17 protein-coding genes are annotated in these 23,766 nt (G+C 40.6%); 1 reads left to right on the top strand and 16 read right to left on the bottom strand.

Annotation, left to right across the window (positions count from 1 at the left end):
- Window positions 1-54: 54 nt before the first annotated feature.
- The 3 genes from R2Q78_RS21660 to R2Q78_RS21670 form a co-directional block, all read right to left on the bottom strand.
- Complete coding sequence (locus R2Q78_RS21660) at window positions 55-549, bottom strand: methionine-R-sulfoxide reductase (RefSeq protein ID WP_316794710.1); 495 nt, start codon at window positions 547-549, stop codon at window positions 55-57.
- 138 nt (window positions 550-687) lie between these two features.
- Window positions 688-1,560, bottom strand: a complete 873-nt coding sequence (gene sucD / locus R2Q78_RS21665; RefSeq protein WP_316794711.1) for a succinate--CoA ligase subunit alpha — start codon at window positions 1,558-1,560, stop codon at window positions 688-690.
- 206 nt (window positions 1,561-1,766) lie between these two features.
- Window positions 1,767-2,711 carry a hypothetical protein gene (locus R2Q78_RS21670; RefSeq protein ID WP_316794712.1) on the bottom strand — a complete coding sequence of 315 codons (945 nt, stop codon included), beginning with the start codon at window positions 2,709-2,711 and terminating at the stop codon, window positions 1,767-1,769.
- Between the two features lie 339 nt (window positions 2,712-3,050).
- Here R2Q78_RS21670 and R2Q78_RS21675 point away from each other — a divergent pair, with 339 nt between their 5' ends.
- Window positions 3,051-3,485, top strand: a complete 435-nt coding sequence (locus R2Q78_RS21675; protein WP_316794713.1) for a hypothetical protein — start codon at window positions 3,051-3,053, stop codon at window positions 3,483-3,485.
- Window position 3,486: 1 nt separating this feature from the next.
- Here the strand turns inward: R2Q78_RS21675 and R2Q78_RS21680 are convergent, their stop codons facing one another.
- The 13 genes from R2Q78_RS21680 to R2Q78_RS21740 all read right to left on the bottom strand — a co-directional run bounded on the left by R2Q78_RS21680 (window position 3,487) and on the right by R2Q78_RS21740 (window position 23,415).
- A complete protein-coding gene (locus R2Q78_RS21680; RefSeq protein ID WP_316794714.1) occupies window positions 3,487-4,299 on the bottom strand; it encodes a DUF1080 domain-containing protein in 813 nt (270 codons plus the stop codon).
- An 87-nt stretch (window positions 4,300-4,386) separates the two neighbouring features.
- Window positions 4,387-6,786 carry a glycoside hydrolase family 95 protein gene (locus tag R2Q78_RS21685; protein WP_316794715.1) on the bottom strand — a complete coding sequence of 800 codons (2,400 nt, stop codon included), beginning with the start codon at window positions 6,784-6,786 and terminating at the stop codon, window positions 4,387-4,389.
- 11 nt (window positions 6,787-6,797) lie between these two features.
- Window positions 6,798-8,603, bottom strand: a complete 1,806-nt coding sequence (locus tag R2Q78_RS21690; protein ID WP_316794716.1) for a right-handed parallel beta-helix repeat-containing protein — start codon at window positions 8,601-8,603, stop codon at window positions 6,798-6,800.
- The gene (locus R2Q78_RS21695; RefSeq protein WP_316794717.1) at window positions 8,600-10,846 is read right to left on the bottom strand and encodes a beta-galactosidase; all 2,247 of its coding nucleotides are present in this window, start codon (window positions 10,844-10,846) and stop codon (window positions 8,600-8,602) included. The genes R2Q78_RS21690 and R2Q78_RS21695 overlap by 4 nt, the downstream gene beginning before the upstream one ends.
- A 140-nt stretch (window positions 10,847-10,986) precedes the next feature.
- Window positions 10,987-13,914 carry a glycoside hydrolase domain-containing protein gene (locus tag R2Q78_RS21700; RefSeq protein WP_316794718.1) on the bottom strand — a complete coding sequence of 976 codons (2,928 nt, stop codon included), beginning with the start codon at window positions 13,912-13,914 and terminating at the stop codon, window positions 10,987-10,989.
- Between the two features lie 115 nt (window positions 13,915-14,029).
- Window positions 14,030-14,401, bottom strand: a complete 372-nt coding sequence (locus R2Q78_RS21705) for a hypothetical protein (protein WP_316794719.1) — start codon at window positions 14,399-14,401, stop codon at window positions 14,030-14,032.
- Between the two features lie 18 nt (window positions 14,402-14,419).
- Window positions 14,420-14,896, bottom strand: coding sequence for a DUF5018-related domain-containing protein (locus tag R2Q78_RS21710; protein WP_316794720.1), 477 nt, complete (start codon window positions 14,894-14,896; stop codon window positions 14,420-14,422).
- An 18-nt stretch (window positions 14,897-14,914) separates the two neighbouring features.
- Complete coding sequence (locus R2Q78_RS21715; RefSeq protein ID WP_316794721.1) at window positions 14,915-16,816, bottom strand: RagB/SusD family nutrient uptake outer membrane protein; 1,902 nt, start codon at window positions 16,814-16,816, stop codon at window positions 14,915-14,917.
- Window positions 16,817-16,834: 18 nt separating this feature from the next.
- Window positions 16,835-20,116 carry a SusC/RagA family TonB-linked outer membrane protein gene (locus R2Q78_RS21720; protein WP_316794722.1) on the bottom strand — a complete coding sequence of 1,094 codons (3,282 nt, stop codon included), beginning with the start codon at window positions 20,114-20,116 and terminating at the stop codon, window positions 16,835-16,837.
- A gap of 213 nt (window positions 20,117-20,329) precedes the next feature.
- Window positions 20,330-21,382 (bottom strand): FecR family protein, encoded by a 1,053-nt coding sequence (locus tag R2Q78_RS21725; RefSeq protein WP_316794723.1) that lies wholly within the window; start codon window positions 21,380-21,382, stop codon window positions 20,330-20,332.
- A gap of 82 nt (window positions 21,383-21,464) precedes the next feature.
- Window positions 21,465-22,043: an RNA polymerase sigma factor gene (locus tag R2Q78_RS21730; protein WP_316794724.1), complete on the bottom strand. Its 579-nt coding sequence runs from the start codon at window positions 22,041-22,043 to the stop codon at window positions 21,465-21,467.
- A 73-nt stretch (window positions 22,044-22,116) separates the two neighbouring features.
- Entirely contained in the window at window positions 22,117-22,761 is a 645-nt protein-coding gene (locus tag R2Q78_RS21735; protein ID WP_316794725.1) for a DUF6266 family protein, read from the bottom strand.
- A gap of 174 nt (window positions 22,762-22,935) precedes the next feature.
- Entirely contained in the window at window positions 22,936-23,415 is a 480-nt protein-coding gene (locus R2Q78_RS21740) for a DUF6266 family protein (protein WP_316794726.1), read from the bottom strand.
- Window positions 23,416-23,766 lie beyond the last annotated feature (351 nt).

Consider the following 23,766-nt stretch of genomic DNA (forward strand, 5'->3'; position numbering starts at 1 on the left):
ACAATGCCCGACAAGTTATCATCGGGCATTATAGCAATATCATTCTTAAACAAATTATTTCTTATCTGGCACAAAATTCATGGAGATTGAATTCACACAATGCCTGGTATTCTTATTTGTAAAACCTTCACCTGTAAAAACATGCCCGAGATGTGCTTTGCAATTTGCACATACAATTTCTATACGCTGTCCGTCTGCATCAGGAATTCTTTCAACTGCACCTTTTATCTCATCATCAAAGCTGGGCCAGCCACAGTGCGACTCAAACTTGGTTTCAGAACGGTATAATGCAGCATCACAACGTCTGCAAGTATAAGTTCCTTTTGTTTTATTGTTCAGCAACTTTCCTGTACCAGGATACTCTGTACCTTTACGTACAATTACATCCTCTTCCTCTTTGGTTAATTTATTCCATTCCATATTGCTCTTCTTTATGACTACATTTTGTTTAACGGTTTCTTTTGGGTTGGGCTTCTGTGCACAGGCCACCAAACTCGTGATGACTAACAAACCCATCAACACAAATGTTTTATTGATCAAAGCTCTCATTTTCTATAAAATTAGTTAAATCAATATACGTTTAAAGATCAGGTTTTGGTTTCATACCCAAGTAATAATTATGTCATTCCAAAAAAAAGCTCCGATGATTAGATCACCAGAGCTTTTGCATTATACAAGAAGATCTTATTATTTCTTTAATAGCTCAGCCATAGCTGCACCGATTTCTGCAGGACTTTCTACAACACGGATTCCGCATTCAGCCATGATTTTCATCTTAGCAGCTGCAGTATCATCAGCACCACCGACGATAGCACCGGCGTGACCCATTCTACGTCCCGGAGGAGCAGTTTGTCCGGCGATAAAACCAACAACAGGCTTAGTACCGTTTTCTTTAATCCAATGCGCCGCTTCTGCCTCCATACCGCCACCGATCTCGCCGATCATGATGATACCTTCTGTTTCAGGATCGTTCATTAACAATTCAACAGCTTCTTTAGTAGTAGTACCGATAATCGGGTCACCACCAATACCGATTGCAGTTGTGATACCTAATCCCGCTTTTACTACCTGATCAACAGCCTCGTAAGTTAAAGTACCTGATTTAGACACTACACCTACTGTACCTTTTCTGAAGATAAAACCTGGCATGATACCGATTTTAGCCTCATCAGCAGTAATTACACCTGGACAGTTAGGACCGATCAAACGGCAGTCTCTGTCAGAAATATATTCTTTAACCTGAATCATATCCTTAGTTGGGATACCTTCAGTAATACAAACAATTACTTTAATTCCAGCCTCAGCAGCTTCCATAATAGCATCTGCTGCGAATGCAGGTGGAACAAATATGATAGATACATTAGCACCAGCTTTATCAACTGCATCTTTAACAGTATTAAATACCGGTTTGTCTAAGTGAGTCTGGCCACCTTTTCCCGGTGTAACACCACCAACAACGTTTGTTCCATACTCAATCATCTGAGAAGCATGATAAGTACCCTCATTTCCTGTAAAGCCCTGAACTATAACTTTTGAATCTTTATTTACTAAAACACTCATGTATCTTTAATTTTTGTGCAAACTTAAGATAAAACTGCGAAGCATTCATGAAAACAAATAAAAAAAATATAATAAATCTGAATAATTGTTCTTAAAAACAATTTTATCGATCTCTCTGCTACGAATAAAAAAACTACAAATAATTCAGCAGAAACTTAAGATAAAGCCGTGAGGCATCATGAAAACAAATAGTTTTCCACCACTCCCTATTTCTTGGGTTCGCTAACCGGTTGCTGCAGTTCGCCAGTTTCAAACCAAATTTCGTCTTTGCTGACGTTTAATATTTCCTTAGAAATATTAATCTCCGCTTTAGGCCCATTAACAGTGGCTTTTTCAAGTCTTTGCTTTTTACCATTAATGTTTAAATTGCCTATGACAAGCTGCACTTTTGGTATGTCTTTATAGTAAATTGTAGGTATATTAAGAACACGGTTTTTAGCTCCATAATTTATAGCAGGACCATATTGCTCTAAAAAAACAAGAATTCTGGGAGTCATTTTCATTGTTTTACCTGGAAAGGCCATTGTTCCGATCAGCCATTTTTTTCGGGTCTCCAGATTTTCAACTGACATAGCAAACCAAGTATGCTCATATTCGGTTAGCGGGTATTTTTTCTCCCAATTTAAACTCTGGCTGGGTATCGGTTTACCTTCTGTATATCCTGATTTGGATAAAGTTATACGGTACCGGCCTTTATTCCACAACGCTTCATTTCTGATGCTGGTATGACCAGAATCAATCTCTGTAAAGCCTTTTGTCTTTATTAAGTTTATGTCGGCGTCCTTCCCCCATCTGGTAAATACTGCGCCTTGGCCAAATACGGTATCCTTTGCATTTTTTAATTCAATGGGAATGCCATTTGTATGCGTTGCAAGAGCGAGATGGAAGCTTTTTCCGTTAAAATCAGCATTTAACGCTGAAATACAATAATGGTAACCATCTGGTATAGTCGTCTTGATTTCGATATCAATGCTTATTTTCTTAACATCTTTAGTGTCAGCACTATCAATTGAATACCTGGAAAATACTGGAAAAAATGGGGATGTGGCAATACTATCTGGTTTCCTCAGCTGCTGTGCAGAAAGATATTGCGAAGTAAGCACTAGCAGCACTATTGTAACCAGATAAAGCTTAGTGTAAAGTCTCGTCATAACATGCTTCTTAAGATATTTAAAAATAAAGCCAATTATAGCTAATATTTGAGACTTTACAAATCTGGCATGCGTTATAATTATTCAATAGATTAATTGAGGTTAAAACAAGCGGTGCCTATTATGGTGGCCCTCCAGCTGTCTGCTGATTGGGCCTGTTATTCCAGGCGGCTATGCGGGCATTCGCGAGGGAGTAAAACTCTCGCTAAATCCCGACTGGTTCCCGGCTCTATCCCCGGACAGAGCCACTACGGTTACAGCGATAAGCAAAACAATTTCATGGGTTTAGTTTTTTAGAATTAACCGTATTACTTAAGTAATACGTAGCTTTACTAACATATGCAACCACTTAAGATATATTTCAGAATAACACATACAGGCAATGGCAAGTATTTAAAAACTAAGAACGAGGTAAGCAACCTGATTGTTGACGTCATTGATAGAAATCCAACCAAATCTGCCACAGAGCTAAGGGAGCTCGTGATTCAGGACTTTAACAGCAACCCTAAGGCCCAAAAAGTGCTGAGCACCAACGACCGCTTTTTTATCAGGACCATAACAGACGTTGAGGCCATCATCACTTTCCTACCTCAGGAAAGAAAACCTGAAGAGCAGTTCTATACACAGTGGCGATATATCCAGAACTCGGAACCTTACAGATTGGTACAATACCTCGATGAAAACAAAATTGTGGTTTACAGCGAAAGAACCAAGGTAATCCACACCGTGAAATTAGACAAGGACATTGTGATCATTGCCGACGAAAATCTCTAATCTATTTTTTTGATTTAGATAGGTCTTTGATCCAGATGTTTTTAAAATCCACAGGTTGACCTTCACTTTGCAGCGCAATAAAACCACTGCTCAGTAGTTTACCATCTATCTTAATTTTAGGATCATAGCCGTTAGCAGTACCTCCGCCAATTTGTGGTTTGGAGTATTCCAAAACAGTATCTCCATTGATGATGTGCTTGATCAGGGAGTCGCCCAATACAATCAGTTCGCCACGTACCCATTGTTCACCGTCATAGGTTTTTGAAGTCGAGTTCAAGCAGTGAGATGCCGCGATCTTACCTTTGTAAACTACATTGGTACCAGGAGAGCACATGTTACCTGTAGGGCGCGGCCTGCCATCACCCAACCCTGCCAAAAGCTGCATTTCAATTGAAATAGGCCAGTCCTGCTCCTTAAGTATTGTTCTCGGATCCTGCGAATGGAACATGACCCCGCTATTTAACAAGGTATAGTCAGGGGCTCCCTTCTGAAGTTTTCCGACAAAACGATATTCAAATTTAAGATGATAATAAGAGTAAGGGGTTTTATAATATAAATGTCCGAACTGATCATTGAAATCACCGTATTGATCATATCTGATTTTGATGATGCTATCTTCTACCCTGAAAGTATTTCCAAAATTATCGCCTACGTCGTGGTGATGGATTTTCACAAACCAATCGTTGATGTCTTTACCATTAAACAACGGTTTCCATCCTTTTTTATCATTTTGAACGGTATTGTTTTGTTTCAATCCGCCACAGCCGGCGATGATAAGGCAGGTTAATACAGCAGCGTAAAAGGTATTCTTCATTTTTTGGTGTTTGGGTTTGATTTGAATTGCAAAATACTGATTTAGTCTTTAACTTATGTAGTATAATGGATTTATTACTCAACTACTTTAAAAAACGACATCATAACTCTGTTTCGCTTTTGTATCCAATTTTTTCACCTGTCCTGCATATCTCACTTCACATGTCCCGCCATTGCGTGAGTATACTTTTGCGCTAATCAGCTTTCCGGCTTTCCAATCCATATCGACTACAAAGCCACCTCTGGCAACAAATCCTTTAACTGACCCAGATTGCCATTCTACAGGAAGCGCCGGCAAAAGTTCAACATACCCCTGGTGACTTTGCAAAAGCATCTCTGCAATACCTGCTCCTCCGCCAAAGTTCCCATCAATCTGAAACGGGGGATGTGCACCAAACAAGTTTGCATAAACTCCACCGCCGCCCATCTTAATAGCTGCGTCTTTACCTACAAAACGCATGAGCTTCTTTACCGCATCATATGCTCTTTCGCCATTTTGCATTCTTGCCCATAAATTAATACGCCAGGTAATCGCCCATCCAGTTCCATCGTTCGTCCTGACCTGCAATGATCTTTTAACTGCATTTGCAAGCACAGGATTAGCCGAACTGGTGATGCTGGTGCCCGGATATGCAGCAAATAAATGTGACAGGTGTCTATGTCTTGGATCCTGATCTTTCCAATCGTGGTACCATTCCTGCAAGTTGCCGTCCTTGCCTACCTGATAAGGATATAGCCTTTCCATGGCGTCCTTTACTTTTTTCTGAAAATCCGGATCTAGCCCAAGTACAGCTGCTGATTTCAGGTAATCCGTAAACAGCTCCCTGATCATTCCCAGATCAGCAGTACTTCCATATAAAGTCTGGCCTCTGTATCCTTTATCAGTAATGTAAACATTCTCAGGAGAGGTAGAAGGCGCAGTAACCAGATTTCCCTTTTTATCTGGAGTAAGAAAATCCAGGCAGAACTGAACCGCACCTTTCATAAGCGGATATGCCTGTTTCTTCAAATAAGTCTTGTCAAGGTTAAACGCATAATGCTCCCATAGATGGGTCGACAACCATACACCTCCCATTGGCCAGTTTGCCCAACTAGGGTCTCCCTCACCCGAATCACCTACAGGATTAGTCATTGCCCAGATATCACTGTTGTGATTACATACCCAGCCGCCTGCATTAAAATAGTTTTTTGCAGTGGCTGCTCCCGTCTTAGACAAACGCTCAATAAAATTAAATAAGGGTTGGTGCATTTCACTGAGATTTCCAGTCTCAGCTCCCCAATAGTTCATTTCAGCATTGATATTCGTCGTATAATTGCTGCTCCATGGCGGTCTTACCGACTCATTCCATAAGCCTTGTAAATTGGCAGGGATACCATCTGGCCTCGATGAACTGATCAATAAATACCTGCTGTACTGATAAAATAAGGCAATCAAACTGTTATCTGTTTTACCTGTAGCATAGCGATTGAGTCTATCTACAGTTTCCAGCTTTTCGTTTTCAGTATCTCCAAGCTGAATAGAAACCCTATCAAAATATTTCCTGAAGTCCTTTGTATGTGTATCCTTAAGCTTCTGATAATCCTTATTCAAAACATTTTTGAAATATCCATTTGCTAAGGCAGTTTCATCTTTACCGTTCAGACCGGGATGCTTATCAAAGCCATTAAAACTGGTGGCCATCGAGAGTACCAATATAGCTTCAGTGGCATTGCTGATTCGAAGCGTAGAATCTGATGCAGATTGCTGTCCATCTGTTTTCAGCACCTTTAATGCGGATGCAAAACGCATCGCATTGAGTGTATCGTTAACTACAGCATTAGGTATATTACCTCTATAATTGGGCTCGGTATGAACAGGTGCCCATCCCTTCATTGTCAGCACATTATTTTTGCCTTGACTTGCGGCAATCAGCTTGCTATCAAAATTGGTTGTAAAGTTCAGTTTATTCTTCCCCGTTGCTGTCAACCTGAAGATCACCACTTGATCAGGTTGCGATATAAAGGTTTCACGGGTATAAATTGTACCATCTATCTGATATGTAACCTTTGAAATCGCATTTTGTATATCCAGTTCTCTTTTATAATTGGTTGCTTCTCCCTTATGATCAAAATTGAAAAACAGATAACCCAAAGGCATGTATGCCTCAGAATAAGGTCCCTGCATAAAATGCTGTAAGCTATCTGCTTTTTTATAATTTTCCGCAAAAAGTGCATCCCTTACCGGCTGCAGGTAGGTATGTGCATTTGGATTTATTTTGGTTGCATCTACAGGTTTGCCAGACCATAATGTAGCTTCATTCAGCGAAATTCTTTCTTGCGTTATACCACCATAAACCATGGCGCCCAACCTGCCATTCCCCAATGGCAAAGCCTCTTCAAACTGACCCGCAGGTTTTGTATACCACAGTTTTAAAGCTTTGTTTTCTTGCGCCAGCGCAGGAGTAAACAATGCGCAAATCAGATAAAAGGATAATATTTTTGCTTTCACTATTCTAAGGTTTATTTAATTTGATACGGAATATCGGATTTAATATCCGTTTTAACCATTTTTTTAGCTTCTATTCCAGAGGCGGCAGTTTTATCAAAGAGGTTTCCATTGATTCTCACCTTTGTACAACCGATCAGATTGATCGCAGGCCTGGTATTTCTGGCAGGTAAAAAATCTGTTAACGCTATCTTATTATTCGTAAAGTAGAGTCCACTTGTACTCTGTGCAGACAATATCGGACTATCGTAAATTTTGAACGTATTTCCCTCTATCCTGATGTTTTTATGCACCCAGTAATTTGGCAGCATTTCATGATTTTGAGGATTAATACTGATTACGTAATTATTAGGCGCAGAATTAAACCCGCATTCTATAAATTGATTATTACGTATGGTAAGGTCGGTCACCGGTCCGGATTCGTACCAGCCTTCTGCATCATTCTCGATTAAAATTGCATGCATTCCGGTACGGTAGTATACATTGTTTTCAATTAACACCTTACGGCGTGTTGTGATCAGCGTACCGCGGGATATCGTACCCTCGAACCTCGAATTTTTTATAGTAACTGATGGTGTCCAGGTCACATTTTCAAGCGCATCACCTGCTTTTAGTTCTGCTGAAAAAGGCTTCTGCATTTCGACCAGCATTTCTCTTTCAGAAATTAGTTTGGCCGACTTAATAACCCCTTGTTCAAAAATCTGTAAAGACTTACTATGCACGTAGGCCACAGTATCTCCCGGGATAAAAGCATCGAAACCATAACTCTGATGGTGCATAAACCGCAGCTTCAGACTAGTTGGCGAAACAACTTCAGTCACCCTTAAATGAGTACCGTGCACATTCACCGGATCGTCATGCATGCCATTAAACCTGCAGTTATTGATGGTGATCTGGCCTTTACATCCCGAAAAATGCATACCATCTGCCGAAGAAGCAATCACCCTTCCGCTGCCATTCTCAGGCTCCACATAAACACTGTCGTAAGTCAGGTTTTCCGAAAATTGAGAAACAATACCCAAACCATGCATCGAATTCATGTGAACGTTTTGCAACCTGATGTTTTTAGAACGGTAATTGAATGCCCCAACATAATCACGGTAACGATCCCTTATCGTTAAAACATCTCCCGGCTGCGCTTTAAACTTTGAAAAATCACCCGAGAATTTTACCTGCAGCGGTCCTAGTATCTCTGCTTTGCTTTTCATAAATGGATCCCAGGTGCTGTAAAACAACATTCCCTGGTCTGGCCTCACCAATACAGCGTGGTAGTTCTTGGTGATCCACTTTTCTCCATACCATTCCAGGCGGTTATTGATGATCGCGAACTTAGAATCAGGGTGTACATTAGCAATCACCGACGTCCCTGTAACTTCCTTAATGGTCATCTCAGACATGCCCGGACGTTCATAGTTCATGGAAACATTACGAATTGCAATGTTGTCACTGCCATCCATCACCCAGGTAATCATCTTCCCGTGAAATATAAAAACCGAACCATTTCCTTCAATAGTGACATTTTTCAGCCCCTTTAAAAACAAACCTACTTTTTGCTTCTTTACCGGAAACTCCTGTTCGGATGAGGTGTTGGATATATAATAGTTGGTTTCTGTTGCCTGATCAGGCCAAAAATCATACCTCCCTTTTGGGAAATTAATTATTGTACGTTCCTGACCTTTCGCGGTTTCGATTGCTTTTTTTACCCCTTCAGTGGCATCGGCAAAGCTATTGGGTGCCACACCGTATTTGGTGACATCTACGGTTTGGGCATTCATGTGCAAACTTCCGCCTAACAGCAGGTAAGTTAAAAATCTTTTCATTTGGCTACATTTAAAATTGTTTGATATTGCGGCACAGCTTTTACGTTTTTAAACATAGTGCCTTTTTCACTTATCTCTTTTACCAGTGATGGTGCCACTCCTGTAATTTTATTGTTCCAATCCTGAAGTTTAATGGCGATCTCTTCCCCTTTCATAAATCGTTCAAGTCCGATGTTCCAGGTTGTTCCGTTATAAAGATTATCTGTGATGTGTTTTCCATTTTGAAACAACAAAGCACTTCCGCCAAGATAATTAACATTCAGAATTAAACTTGCAACGTTGGCTGGCAAGCTTTTTGGCAGCTGAACCATGGCGTTTACCTTTTCAGGATAGGCGATTGTTACTTTAGGCACGTATGTAGCGGTTTTAATTGTATAGCTATCAAATACCTTTCCGGCTTGAGGTTTAAGACCAGTAAAGGCATTTAATGACTTTGGATAAACCTGAACATTAAAGTTTTCATTACCTAATTGTTGCAGCGTAACCTTACTATCTTCTATCAGTACATCTGCATCTGAAACGATCAGCGCATCCTGACCTTTTAATTTTAAACGCCATGAGTTTTCTGCTTGTTTGCGGCTAAGGAACACCAGTGAAATTGTATTTCCTGCTTTATCTTTTACGATGAGTGCTTTGTTGTTTCCAGCTTTCAGCTGCACCATCCCGCCTGATTTTTCGGTCGCCCATCCTTCAAAACTTTTGCTAGCTATACTCGCTGCATCAAAAGCAAGTTGCGGATTCACACCTGGCAATTCCTGAAAGATTATAGTCGTGGTCTTGCCATTTACAAATCTGGCAAGCGGCTGTGCAGTCACATATTTAATCAAGGACGTACCTACCTTCATATTAAAAGGTAAAATTGCCGTCGTTTGTCCTTGTAAAAGCAAAGAAGGAAAGGTGATAGTTTCCTGATCCAGTTTTACTTTCACGCTTACTTTTTTATCTGGCATATTTACCCGTACCTGTGTATTGCCCATAAACAGGAACCCACTGCCATTGTTGGCACGAACGATATATCTCAGATTTGTCGTATCCAACTCATTACGTACCGGATTTTCCGCTTCGAAAACCTGCATAGCTGCAAGATCAGTTCCGAAATCATTAATAAAGGTGTGCAGAATTTTTAAATACTTGTAAGAAGGTCTTAGCAACCCGAATTCGTCTATTGGCGCTTGAAAATCATAGCTAAATGGATGACCTGGTTCTTCCAGTCCGGGAGTTTGGGTACCACCATGAAACATGTAATAACCCATCAGGTTCATCCCCCTGCCAACCTGGTTTTGTACATGAGCTTCGATTACTTCTGGTTTTACAATGAATCGATTACTAAAGGTCATCTGACTACCTGCACCCTGCTCACACATGCCTTTTGGAAACATGTTTACATCATAAAACACTTTGCCAAGGGCATCCGTCATGATCCACTGATCATTTCCATAAAGAAAATCCTTAGTAGGTTTTCCCCCTGCTCTTTCCCAGCCACGGTAAGCGTAAGCACCCTGCAAAGGAATTACTTCCATTTTCTTATCGTCGAAGATGGTATTGGCTGTGATGCTCCAAAACACAGGAGTGATGTTGGCCGCCAGTGCCATCTCTTTTAGCTTGGTGATGTGTCCCGCCTGTCCAGATGCATATTCATTCTCAAGCTGAGTACCGATGATCGGCCCGCCATCTTTAAAATACAATCCCTTAGTTTGCAGGCCAATCTGTTGGAAAAGCTTAACTGATTCAGCAATGTATTCAGGATTGTTGCTTCTATGACCTTTCATTTTTTGAATCCAATCCGGGAAACCACCATTTAGCTGTTCACCGTGACTCCATGGCCCAATGCGCAACCAAACGAGCATATTGTGACGAGCACACAATTCGACAAATCTTCTAATGTCACGGTTATTTTTCCAGTCCCATACTCCTTTTGGATTTTCATGTTCATTCCAAAACACGTAGGTAGCCACAATAGACACCCCGCCACTTTTCATCTTAATGATTTCCTTTTCCCATTGTTGTGGCAGCACCCGGTTGTAATGCAGCTCTCCCATGACGGGAAACCAGGGTTTGCCATTCTTCTCAAAATATTTGTTATTTACTGATAAGGTGACTCCCGCAGGGTTTTGACCTTTGAAAGGCAGCACAATTTTTTCCTTAACAGCTTTAGTGCTGGCATCAATTTCATACACCTGGGCATTTGCTATGTAAGCCAGACACATACAAAGTGCTGCCAGTATTAATTTAAGTTTAAACATATTTGTGTGTTTTGTTCTTTATTCATTTGTGCTTTGATTAATAGCATGGGTATTCCCATAAATTAAATATAAGGCCTCCTAAAAATCCAGGCAATAAACAATACCCTTGTTTTAATGGACAATCCTATGAAAACATCATTCTATTTTTTCTTATTAATAATCAGCAGATAACCCTTAACAGGATCTACCGCTATGGCTTCATTTAAACCAAAGCTTTTTCCCTGTTGAAAATTCTCTATTGCCGGGCACACAATTCTATCTTCAGGTTCCCAGCCTATTTTTTTCCAGTCAATATTTAAATTTACAGCAGTAGCATTTTTATTCCAGCTAGCCAGTGAGATCAAGATTTTGTCGTGCTTAAGGTATACAGTCGCTAAAACACCCGGATCGCTGGTACGTACTGGTGTTCCTTTTTCCCAATACCCCATCATTTTAGCATCTGCAATCCCAAAAGAATCCCACACTTTCCAGATTTCACGCGGATCGCAGTTCACCCCTTCGGTAAACCAGGGATAACGAACCGTCATTCCATACACCATTCCTCTCCAGGGATTTCCGCCTGCATGCAGCATATCGCCCATCAAACCATATGGTATTCCCGAAACCTCTACAAGCCAGTTTTCAGGAGGCATTTTGTCATATTGGAAACTCTCCCCAAACCATAGCTTATTGATGTAAGGAAAGAACTCCATATACTGGGTCGCCGGTCCTTTAGAAAAACCAGTATTGGAGTGAAGATCCAGGATACAACCCGGCTTCACCATATCCATCACCTTCCTTACCCTTTTCAATAAATCACGATCGAAAGAAACGTCGTCCAGATACAACCCATCGATGTCTGTATTTTTAATCATCCACTGTAGGCCTTCCACGTAGTAGTTGTACCATCTGGATTCGCCGCTGGTTAAAATCGCTGCGTCGCAAGCCTCCATTCCGTTAATTGGGGTGAACCATTGCGCATTATAATTGGAGCCCAAATGTTCCCTCAGCCAGGTATATCCACCACCATTTCCATCAGCCAGCACTTCCGTACCTAAACTACGTAAAGCCCAAAGTTCTGTCGCCTGATTGCTCAACTCTCGGATGGTATAATACAGCTTCGTTTTTACACCTCTTTTGTGCCAGTCTGATACAAACCGTTTGATACTATCTACACTACCAAAAGGATAATTGATATATGGATTGATCTGATTTGCATGGTGTACATTGATGATTTTAACCCCTGATTCTAAAATGCTCAGGGGCGGTTCTGGATGACTCCCATCGTGGTAATACCTGTTTACAAACTGCCCTTTTGTATCCAATGGTTTTACCGGCGTAATGAGCATGGCAAATTCAAAATCCAAAGTCTCACCCGCCTTCATTGTTCTGGCACCGCTATAAGTCCGGGCGTTCACCACATTGCCTTTCTCAGAAATATTAAATCCACCAAGGTTATTGTTATACCAGGCTGGAGGGGGAGCAGGATGGTAAAGATTTAATAGTGGCCCACTATAGGATGCTCCACGCATTTCGCAAAACAGACCAGCATTCACATCACCTATCCAATAGGAATCCTGAGGTCCTTTCCACTTCCAGTCGTAATTTTCCGGAGATTTACCTCCAGGCAATCCCATGCCCATAAAATATTTTGCCATTTCCTTTTTTACAGGAATTTGCAGATTGATGTCGTCCAGAGTTGTTTCTCTCAACGGGCTTACACTGATTTTATAACGCAGGTATCCATCAGCTTCCATACTTGCGCGGCATATTAGTTTCAGTTTGTCATTGAGCATGGTACTCTCCCAGCTGACTTTGCCTCCTTCCTGCTTTAAAAACCGGAAATCATGGCGGTTAAAAGTAACCGCCTGATTGTCCATCAAAATATTAAATGTCAATGGTCCGGCGAGCAATGCATTTCCGTTCGCCATAATTATAGATGGCAGTCCATCCTTTTTCAAGGTGACCTGCCCACTTAAGGCCGAAATTCTCTGATCTTTAACTTCGAGATTACGATATGGCTTGACGACCTTGTTGTCAATTCCTAATTTAGAATTCAGCCACCTTAATCGGGAGTGCCTCCATGTTTCATCATCTCCACGGTTTGCCAGTACCTCATCCATCACATTTATCTTTACATTGATGATCTTAGCAGATGCATTTTCTGGTTTTACTTTAACCTGGAATTCTTTTAATCCTGGCTTAGCATCCTTTGGTATATCCAGACCAATCCATAAAGGTTGCACTTTACCCTTTTTAACATCTACGATCTTTGTAAAAAAGTTTCCCTTTGTATCATAACCTTCGGTATTGAAGCAGGTAGCTGCAAAGGGCGACTTGATATATTCTATTTTAACATTCTTTAGATCCTGTATAGAAGCAAATACTCCTAATTGAAACACATAGTATTCATTACGCTGTGCAGTAGCTGTGAATAATGAGGGCGAGCCTTTAATGACCCATTTGTAAGGGATATCATCATACATCTTAATCGGGAATTTCCGGTCTTCCGGAAACACCAGATAAGGCGCTGAAGATTTTTTTACCAGGCTTTCTACTTCCGATTTCTTTGCCACGATTTCCATTGGGAAAAAGCTATCAAAAGCAGTTCGGGATTGCATCTCCATCACTTTGGCCTGATCCAGCTTTAACTGACCACTCGTTAAATTATTTTTTGTAACCCAATCCTTATTAGGCTCTTTTTCTTTTTTCAGGTAATTGCCTGAAAATCCGCCATTGCCTTTACGCCCGCTCCAGGCATAGTAGTAAACAAAGTATTTACCAGCACCACTTGTGGGTTGAAAAACAAAATGCCCTTCTTCCCGGCTAATGTTAACCCTGTAAATATTATCTATTTGATTTCCTTTTTCATCGGTGATGATAATGGCTTTTTGATCAGCATCCAGATCTCTCCTTCGCCATTCTATTTTTACTTCAGCAGCATCAGTATTTTTGCCGACTGAAATTACTGCCCGATGGTTACCTAATACATCCGGCCAGAGTTGTTTTGATACAGAATATGGTATTTCCTGGGCATAAGCCGAAATGCCAAAGAGAATACATAAAGTGACTGGTGTTATAAATTTCATCTGTGTGTGTTTGATGAAAACGTGAATTGTAAAGAAAAAAGAGGGTACAGTAACTAGCTGCACCCTCACCAATTTAACTACTAACTTACCTAAGTTTAGTATTTTTATGATTGGGTTACCAACCTTGTTTTTCAATCATTACCGGCCCACTAGGTGAATAGGGATAATAGTATTCATTAGAATAGCTATCATAATTGACCTGTAGGTACACTATGTATCTGGCCGTTCCTACGTAAATTTCGTAACAAAGCCCAAGCGAACTATCATATCTCAAATATGTCATCGGGTTACCATCAAACGTGGAGGTTCCCACTGCAAATGGATAGGGATGGCCTCCGGTAAGATAAAAGTCGATAGATACATTATGAGTCTCGAAGTTAACAGAAGCACTTCCAGAATAATTATTTGAACCCAATGGTAAAGCTTGAGCCAGTGCTCCCATGGAGCAGAACAAAAGCAATGCGATCGTTAATTTTAGTGTTTTCATAGTTTTAAATATTAAGATTTAAGGATTAAAAGCAGTTACGTTGATCGTCCAGGTCCTGGTTGCACCATTAGCCGCCTTAACGATGTATTTTAAAGGCTTTGTAGCATCTGTAGGATCGCCAAGGGCAGGTGTTCCGTCTGCCGGTGCAATGGTTGCAGCAGTCGAAATATTTAAGTAAAACCAAAGTTTAGTTTGACTTACTTTTGCCTTTTCAGCTGCCGGAAAGCTTGTTGTCGCCGCAGGGACAGAGATCACGACGTTTATTGTTCCTGCATCCTTATTAATTGTTTGCGTCACATTCAATTTTTGATAAGCGACAACTGGTTGTCCATTCATTGTTGCCGTACCGTTGTAACGATGTTCCACATTTACTAATGTGATTTCGTTGGTGTCGAACAAGGGATAATCCTTTAAATTGTCTTTTAAGCAGGATGACAAACTTAACGTTACCACCGCCATTATAAGAAATGAGATATATTTAATTTTTCTTTTCATGATACAATATTTAATTTTTTACCAACCTGGGTTTTGAGGGCCAAAAGCGGGGTTATTATCAATATAAACTTGAGCTATTGGAAATAGATATCTTCTTGAAGGATCAAATTTCCTATCATTAAACTGCCTGCCAAATGGCCCGGTAACGATAGAGAATGACTTGTGGTCTTTTGATACGTCCATCACACGAATTGGTTCTGTCAGTTCTTTGATTGATTGTCCTGAAGGTAATCCATCGTTTGCATCTCCTCCGAATCTACCCCATCTCAACAAACTATAATAATAGTCATTTTCTTCAGCCAGTTCCACCCTTCTCTCTCTTTTGTAATCTTTCCAGGCATCTGCTGACGTACCCACAAGAGCCCCAGGAATTTTGCCATGAAAAGTTCTTGTTTTATTTAAATTTAAGACAGCATTAGCTACATCCCCTTTTAGCAGATAGGCTTCCGCTAAATTTAAATATACCCTACCTAGGCGCATCAATACGAAATGGAAATCGGTACTTACAGTATTTACAAATGACGGAGCAATATTGGTGTATAAACCTTTACGCCAGTACATGTTGCTTAATGTGCAATCATATCCTCCTCCATTAATAGTTCCCAAAAACCTTCCAGAATTACCTTTTAAAGATGTAGTGAATAACTCGTTATAAAATGTGGTATTATCACTGATTATTGCAGCTTTCCATCTTGCATCCCTATTCTCGTTAGTTAGCGTCAACATAGTTTCACTACTACCGGCTTTAATGCGTCCCATTTTTATCACAACGTCGTTGTTCAATTTGGCCGTTTTATCATCAGGGAAGCCAGTTCTGGTGAACGGTGCAATTACATTTACGCCTTCATCTATAGCATTGAGATATTGCGATGTCTGGTTCCATGCCACAACTTTAGCCGGATCAGCCTTGTCAACAGTCAAATAATCATCCGTAAGATTCTGGGTAGGGAAATTTTCCGGCCAGCATTCAAAAGGAACGGGCTTATTAAACATTGGTGAACCGCCGAAATTTACAATTGTCTCTGGTTTAATATTAGGAACCTTGAACTGCATTGGGGTGCTGGAAACGGAAGTGTTAATTGCTTTGTTATAAAGTGCAAAAATGATTTCGTTAGAAGTGCTTTTGGTTTCGTTAAACATACCTTCGTAGTCCGCTTCTAAAGCATAACCACCGCCTACAACAATTTGCGCGTTAGCGATTACTTTATCCAATAACGGATCGTTTGCAGCTACATTTGGTGCTGCCGGATAGTTTTTATAGGCTGCGGCTTGCAGACATACCTCGGTTAAAAATGCTGCCGCTACATATTTATTGGCCCTGCCTGACAACTTAGTGGTTGGCAAATCAGCAACTGCATCTTCCAAATCTTTAATGATGTAAGTGTAACTTTCTGTTGGATTTGCTGTGCTAGGCAATTTCAATTCATCATTTTCAGTTAACACTTTATCTATCCATACAATACGCCCAGTTCTTCTGGCGATATGATAATAAGACATTGCTCTTAAAAACTTAGCTTCTGCAATCAGCGTCTTTTTATCAGCATCAGTTATTCCGGTAGATGCAGTGACATTTTTAATGATAACATTGCATCGGCGAATTGATCCCCAATTGTTAAATCCATAGTCGCTTCTATTGGTTAACGTTTCTGAGAAAATTGGAAACACAGCGTTACCACTATCATATGCGGTAACGATATTTGAGGTATAAGCATCTCCCAAAGTATTCACATCTCTAAGGCCGCTTCTATAAGTATTCATGATACCATAAGTAGCAAATATGAACGTCTCGGCATTGGCTTTAGAGCTCCATACCACTTCCGGGCTGATTAAACTTAAAGGGTCAGCATCCAGGACTTTTTTACAAGAGTTTAAGGATCCTAAAGCGACCAAAACTCCAATACTCAATATAATCTTTTTCATAATATTCACATAAATTGATTAAAAACCTACATTCAAGCCTACTGCGAAAGTGCGTTGGATAGGATAATTATAATTATTGGTGTCCGATTCAGGATCTATAAAATACTTCATGCTGTTAGATGAGGCTAGCAAGTTTGTACCTGAGACAAATAAACGCAATTTCTGAAAAGGCCCTTTTTTAAGCATTCCTTCTTTGAAATCGTAACCCAACTGCACATATTTTAAGCGAACATATTTTGACTTAATTAACCAGTAATCAGTGGCGACAAAACTATTGCCACCGTTTACAGTACTTCCACTAATGGCTCTTGGAAAAAGAGCATCTGTGTTATCAGGACGCCAGTAATCAGTTTGAAAAGAGTAAAAGAACTGATTCTGCAGATCCGCACCGTTTATCACGTTACCTATATATCTGTCACGATTGCCCGCGCCCTGCACTACAGCACTAAATGAGAATCCCTTATAACCCAAATCAACCGTTACTCCGTAATTGGTTCGCGGAAAAACATTATTCCCTATTCTTATTTGATCATCACCAGTAAGTTGTCCATCGCCATTGATATCCTGAAACCTCAAATCTCCTGCTACTACATTAGTGGAACTGACACGGCGAGCGCCGGTTAACAACTGATCATTTGAAGTATATAACCCATTATTTAGGTAACCAGTTTGCAAGTATGCATCAGTTCTATTAGTTAATCTGGTATAAGGGTTTTTCAGAGTAGCGTCACTATCACCCGGATTACGTTCCCAAAGAGAATTATAGCGAGTAAAGTTCAGTCCTATTTTATAGGTCAAATCACCTACTTTACTGTCCCAATTGATATTAAAATCAAACCCCTCTGTACGCCTTGCACCCTCTTTAAAATTGATCCTCGGCAAGCCTATGCCCAATGTTTCCGAATAGCGTGGATCGCCGGTAACATAGCCTGTCCTTCGTGTATAATAATAATCAAATGTACCGCTCAATCTATTGTTTAAAGTAGCGAACTCTAACGCTATATCGCGACTAGCTACTGTTTGCCATGAATAAGTGTTGCTAGGCAAACTTCCCGGCTCAGAAGTTCCTTGTACCAAATTTCCGTTTACCACATAAGCTGTAGCATTGATGCCATAAGAAGGCACATAATCAAAAGCAGCGACGCCCGACTTATCACCTAAAACGCCGTAGGAACCTCTTAGTTTTAGAAAATCTAAGATGTGTTTTTCTTTTAAAGACTGCATAAATGGCTCATCAGAGATGATGTAGTTTGCAGAAACGGCATAAAAGGTACCCCATTGCTTACCAGGAGGAAACAAATAATCGCCATCCCTTCTTACTGATCCCTCAATAGAATATCTGGATTTGTAGCTATAATTTAGTCGTCCTAGCACCCCTGCTCTCGCGGCTTCAGACTCTCCGCCACCTACAGACTGATCCAGGGCAGGCCCAGCCACCAATTGATCAAAAATGATCTGGTAATTCCTTTTGCTTCCAGAAATACTTGATGATTCATCCCTTTGTTGTTCATATACACCTGTAAAATCAATGCTATGGTCTCCAAATGTTTTATTATAAAGCACATACCCTTGTAAAGTTAATGTACTTCCTTGTCCTTGTCCAACACTTAAGCTTGGCGGATTACCATATATAGGCGTAGTACTATTTAAATTGTATGCCGGAGCAAGATAATTCCAGCCTTTACTTACATTATTATACGTGGTATAAGTCCCATTTACCTTAAATCTCAAACCATCCAGAAAGTGAGCAGCATATTCCAAACCTAAATTGGTATTTAAAATTTTCGCAAATGATTTGTTATATCCAGATTGAGGATCTAGTTCCCTTACAGGGTTGTCAGGCTGGGTAGTTGGTAAACCAAACTCGTTAACAGCCAATTGAGCCGATCCTCTATTTTGAATGTGACTATATATATTACCATAACCTGCACCAGGTTGAAGATTGCTTTCAATAAAGCCATCCAATCCTGCTGTAACCTTAAGATTTATGTTCTCAAATTCACTTGTAGTATTTAAACGGTAAGTGGTACGTTTGTTATAATTGTTATCCGTTTTTAAAATACTTCCCTGGTCGTAATAAGATAGGCCGGCATAATAAGTTAACTTCTTTGTGCCTGACGTAACTGACAAATCATGGCGCATTTCAGGTGCGAATTTTTTCATCGTCAATGCTTGCCAATCAGTATTTGGAAAATTAAACGGATCTGATCCAGTGCGTAACTTTTCTAGGTCGGCCTCAGATCTGAAAGGGCTTCTTCCCTCATCAGCATACAACCTGTTTAATGCTACTGCCTGATCGTAAGAGCTAATTTTTTCTGGGAACAGTGTAGGCTCAGAAAATATTTGATTATACGCATAATTGATATTTGTCACGCCCTCTTTACCCCTCTTTGTAGTCACTAATACCACACCATTAGCTCCCTGATTACCATACAACGCAGTAGCGCCCGCATCTTTTAATATCGAATAACTTTCAATATCATTCGGATTTAAGTTCGCAAAATCGTTACCAGAACGCACAATGTTATCGATTACATAAATAGGGCTTTGTCCACGTATAGAAATGCTACTCTTTGTTCCTGGCGCACCATTGCTGGCGGTAACAATCACTCCGGGCAACCTTCCTGCGACAGCATCATTGATAGACTGTACCGGCAGTGGAGCCACATTGTTCATATCCAATGTGCTAATTGCACTGGTTGCCTTTCTTTTTGTAGTTGTACCATAAGCCTGCACTACGATTTCATCAAGGTTATTGTTTGATTCTTTAAGTTGAATACGCATTGTAGTTCCTGCAACTGCAGCAACCTCCTGTGTTTCAAAGCTTATAAAGGAGAATACCAATATCGCATTGTCCGGAACCTTAAGGCTGAATTTCCCGGTTCCATCGGTCATTGCACCAAGACCTTTTACGCCCTTTACGCTAACACTTACCCCCGGTAACGGAACCCCTGTAGCATCTGTTACAATACCAGTTACAGTAATATCCTTTAGCATATTACTTTTTGAGGCGATGGTAATCAGATTATTTTCCTCAATGCGATACACTAGTGCAGTACCTTCTAATAGCTGATCCAGAATGTCGGCTATCGGAGCTTTATTTACTTTTACGCTTATTTGTTTATCAAAAGGTCCTTCAGTTGGACTGTACACAAAGCGAAATGAGCTTTGTTTCTCTATTAATTTAAGGGCCTTACTCAACTGCATGTTCTTCATGTCAAAAGAGAGCTTCTCTTGTGAAAAAACCTTAGCAGATACATTTAAGCAGGCGATCATCACCATTAAAAATGTCAGTTTCATTGTCAAAATGAGTTTGGAGCGCACTCGTTTCCAGGATGGCTCTTTGGTGAAGTAATAATTTATCATACTTTTGTTTTTTTGGTTAGCTTGATTGAGGTATTTACTATTTGCATACGTGACATACCCGATCACATAAAGAATCAAAAAATCTTAGGGGTGGTGTTCCAGCATCGCCCCTTTATATTTTTGGTCTTTCTGGTTTGTTAGTTTTGGTTATTTCGTAATGGTGATCCGCCCTCCTTTCATATTATATTTAAATAATTTTACTTCCTGAAGGTGTTTAAGAACATCCAGAATATTTTCTTTGGTAAAAGTCGCAGTATATTGATAACCGGCAACGGTTTCATCTCCTAATTCTATCTCAACACCGTACCAGCGTTCCATTATTGGCTCCATTTCCTTCCAGGTAAGTGAGTTAAAAACGAGGTTATCATCTACCCAGGCTGTTTCCACTATTGTGGTATCAAGCTTAGTCAGGTGGCCCATCTCAACTTTGGGAAGTTGCGGCAAAGCAATCTCCCGGCCATTTGAATTTCGCTCTGCTTTATAAAACATGATTTTCTGTCCAGGCCGTAAAGTCACTGTATTTACCTGGCCACCATTTTCCTGATCGCCATTACTCTCTACTTTGATAGAACCTTTAATCAGAGATGCCTCTGAGAATCCCTCACCTGGATAGGCTTTTAAATTGAATACTGTTCCCAAAACAGTCACATTAAAATTATCGGTCAGCACTTTAAAAGGTTTTTCTTTATTATGCGCCACGTCGAAAAATGCTTCCCCGATTAATTTCACCGATCTGGTTTCTTCATTGAAACCTTCTTCCATTTGGACCTCACTTCCCGAATTGAGGTAAACTTTTGTTCCATCAGGGAGGACAATTTTTTTCTTACTTCCAAAACTGGCTTCGAACGCTTTTGAATAAAGTATAGGTTTTGCCGCTTTGTTTAAATAAAACAATCCGGCCATCAACACTGCAACCAGGCATGCAGCGGCGGCACCATACCACAAAATACGACGCTTCCGCAATTGTTTTTGCGGCTGTATCGCTTCATTGATCTTATTTACCTGAACATTCAGGGGAGTTATGTTAGCACTTAGTACTTGGTACATGTACCGTGCCTTCTCTACCAGATGCGATTTTGAAGGATTATCAATAACCCATTTTTCCCAAAACTGGATACACCTTTCATCACTGCCTTCGCAGTATTTCTTGAAGGTGTCATCCATTAAAAAATCCTCTGGTTGTAAATAATCGTTAATCATTCGGCTGCCTTTTATATATCAGTTCCCGAATTGTTTGATTTTTACCGGTCTTTTTTTAAAAAACTTTATAAAACACTGTAAGTTAATGAATTAAATATTTCCTAAGAATCTTTAACGCCTCATAAATAGTGTTATATGCAGTACGGACAGTCAGCTGAGCAGTTGCTGCAACTTCCTCATAGCTCAATCCTTCATAGAATCGCAATTGAACTAATTTACGCTGTTGGAGACTGAGTTTCTCCAATGCCTGACTTAGCCGCCTTTTTACCAGGTCATCCGACTGGATCTTTACGATAAGTTCTTCATAAGGCATTTCGGTCAGTTCTCCATCTTTTGCAATTGCAGAAATGACCCTGTCTAATTTTTGCTGATGGCCGATCTGTTTTAGAATCTTTCTTTTAAGGATTGTTCTCAAATAGGATTCTACCTGATCTACTCTGGGCAGGAATTCGTGTTTCTCCCACAACTCCAGGAAAACCTGATTTACTGTATCACTAACGACATCAGGGTCAGAACAAACCCTGAGGCCAAAAACAGAAAGACTGCGATAAAGACCTTTATATAAATCCAGAAAAGCTTTTTTATCTCCCGTGCACATAGCTTCCCACCACAAGCTATGTATGGAGATGTCATCAACAATAGGAAGATCTTTCTTGTTCATTGGGTGGGCGTCCCGTAATTATTTGGTTACATCGGCAATTATAGGAATTATCTATCAATTAAATATTTTTAATTTAATGTTCTGACAACTCCCCCACATAAATGCTCGTACTTACGGCATCACCGGCTTCATTTACATAACTCATCCAGCAGTGCAATGTATTATCTCTAAAACCCGGCGGCAATTGTAAGGTCACCTCCCCATCTGCTCTTTCGGCTATATCCTTGAAGGTGATAAACTGCCCATTCGAAGGGCTATATACCACAAAGGTAGCCCGGTCACTTCCTTTGCAAAATACTGACTCGGGAGCGCTTTCCCATTTGATATTCAGCAGATCATCAATCAATTTGATGACTTCCCTAATGATAGAAATCAGTAACTCTCCCCGGCTCAGGATCACCTTAGCAAATTCAATCGCGTAATTTGCCCGATTTTCACCTGTAATAGCCTCCTTCATTACCAAAGACACTGCTGCGTTCATTGGCGTTTTTGTTCCTTTAAAGCTCTGAAAGCCTATCCATATCAAATCCCTGAGCGGACGCAGCCAACCGTTTACCAACGCAAATACAAACCGCTGATTCAGCTGTGCCTCCGTAGCCGGCTTGCCTGATTTCCTGGGCAAGCTACGCATGTAATTACCACCCCTCCATTTTATTCCTACTACCGTTCCAAGTTTCCCATTAAACGCTCCGTTTATTCCTTTTTTATATGTTGCCATTTTCCTTTTTGATTTAAATGTTTCCCTTTCCTCCTTAGGTCGGATTCGGTTTAGCGGATTAGTTCGCTTAGAGAAAACTTAAGGTGACTCCGTAAAGGCATCAGGCAGGTTTGGCCTGCAAGGCCTTAGCTGGCGTAGCCTTCGAGGAGTTCACCATTAAGTTTTCAGAACTAATTACGCGACAACCGTCACCACTCCCAAATAAACACTGTCACTACTCCTCTTCCCATCAGCACTCACGAAGTACATGTACGCATGTACCGTGTCCCCCACAAAGTCCGCAGGCAATCCTAGCGTATAAGTCAGCGCCGATCTTGCCGCAGCACCAGACAGTGCAACAAACAATTCCTTATCAGGATTGTACACCATCACTGTAGCTTTATCCGTCAGATCCACACTACCTACCGGCGCATTGTTCAGCCACTCAAACTTCACCTCATGATCTACCGCACTGGACACTTCGCCATAGTATACCGGCAACAAATCACCCTTACTTACCACCACTTCCTCAAAGTCAATCAGCAGGTTGGGATAAATACCCGTCACCGCATTTTCCAGGTGATAAGCTACCGCAGCATTATAAGGCGACTCCTTGCCTTTATAGATTTGATACCCTATCCTGATGAAAGTGGAGATTCCGGCAATAGTGTTCAGTCCTTTTCAGACCAAAGTGTCCACTTTAATTTTTCCAGACAGCAGCCGTAGTTTTTGGATGGGGTATGCTCCGTATCCAGGCAGATCCTACGGCGTGAAGTAACATTCTCAGCCCCTCATCTCACTCGCTCTACATAAAACCTTTCTCAATCAAAAATTCTGACCATTAGCGCTTCACTACGCCCTTAAAATCAGAGTTACGACTAAAGAGTTCAGACCCTAACAGAAATTCACCTAATGTGCTTAAAATCAGTCAAGTGGATAGTTTGAAGATTATTTATTGCACACTTTGAAGCGAAATGAGTGGACAGCTGGTTTCAAAATTACCTGGCTACTATTGCCGAAACCTCC

Origin of the sequence: Pedobacter frigoris (assembly GCF_032678645.1) — a bacterium.
GTDB lineage: Bacteria > Bacteroidota > Bacteroidia > Sphingobacteriales > Sphingobacteriaceae > Pedobacter > Pedobacter frigoris_A.

Coding starts and splice junctions, on each gene's coding strand:
- R2Q78_RS21660 (WP_316794710.1), bottom strand. CDS start 549: ATGAGAGCTTTGATCAATAAAACATTTGTGTTGATGGGTTTGTTAGTC.
- sucD (WP_316794711.1), bottom strand. CDS start 1,560: ATGAGTGTTTTAGTAAATAAAGATTCAAAAGTTATAGTTCAGGGCTTT.
- R2Q78_RS21670 (WP_316794712.1), bottom strand. CDS start 2,711: ATGACGAGACTTTACACTAAGCTTTATCTGGTTACAATAGTGCTGCTA.
- R2Q78_RS21675 (WP_316794713.1), top strand. CDS start 3,051: ATGCAACCACTTAAGATATATTTCAGAATAACACATACAGGCAATGGC.
- R2Q78_RS21680 (WP_316794714.1), bottom strand. CDS start 4,299: ATGAAGAATACCTTTTACGCTGCTGTATTAACCTGCCTTATCATCGCC.
- R2Q78_RS21690 (WP_316794716.1), bottom strand. CDS start 8,603: ATGAAAAGATTTTTAACTTACCTGCTGTTAGGCGGAAGTTTGCACATG.
- R2Q78_RS21695 (WP_316794717.1), bottom strand. CDS start 10,846: ATGTTTAAACTTAAATTAATACTGGCAGCACTTTGTATGTGTCTGGCT.
- R2Q78_RS21700 (WP_316794718.1), bottom strand. CDS start 13,914: ATGAAATTTATAACACCAGTCACTTTATGTATTCTCTTTGGCATTTCG.
- R2Q78_RS21705 (WP_316794719.1), bottom strand. CDS start 14,401: ATGAAAACACTAAAATTAACGATCGCATTGCTTTTGTTCTGCTCCATG.
- R2Q78_RS21710 (WP_316794720.1), bottom strand. CDS start 14,896: ATGAAAAGAAAAATTAAATATATCTCATTTCTTATAATGGCGGTGGTA.
- R2Q78_RS21715 (WP_316794721.1), bottom strand. CDS start 16,816: ATGAAAAAGATTATATTGAGTATTGGAGTTTTGGTCGCTTTAGGATCC.
- R2Q78_RS21720 (WP_316794722.1), bottom strand. CDS start 20,116: ATGAAACTGACATTTTTAATGGTGATGATCGCCTGCTTAAATGTATCT.
- R2Q78_RS21725 (WP_316794723.1), bottom strand. CDS start 21,382: ATGATTAACGATTATTTACAACCAGAGGATTTTTTAATGGATGACACC.
- R2Q78_RS21730 (WP_316794724.1), bottom strand. CDS start 22,043: ATGAACAAGAAAGATCTTCCTATTGTTGATGACATCTCCATACATAGC.
- R2Q78_RS21735 (WP_316794725.1), bottom strand. CDS start 22,761: ATGGCAACATATAAAAAAGGAATAAACGGAGCGTTTAATGGGAAACTT.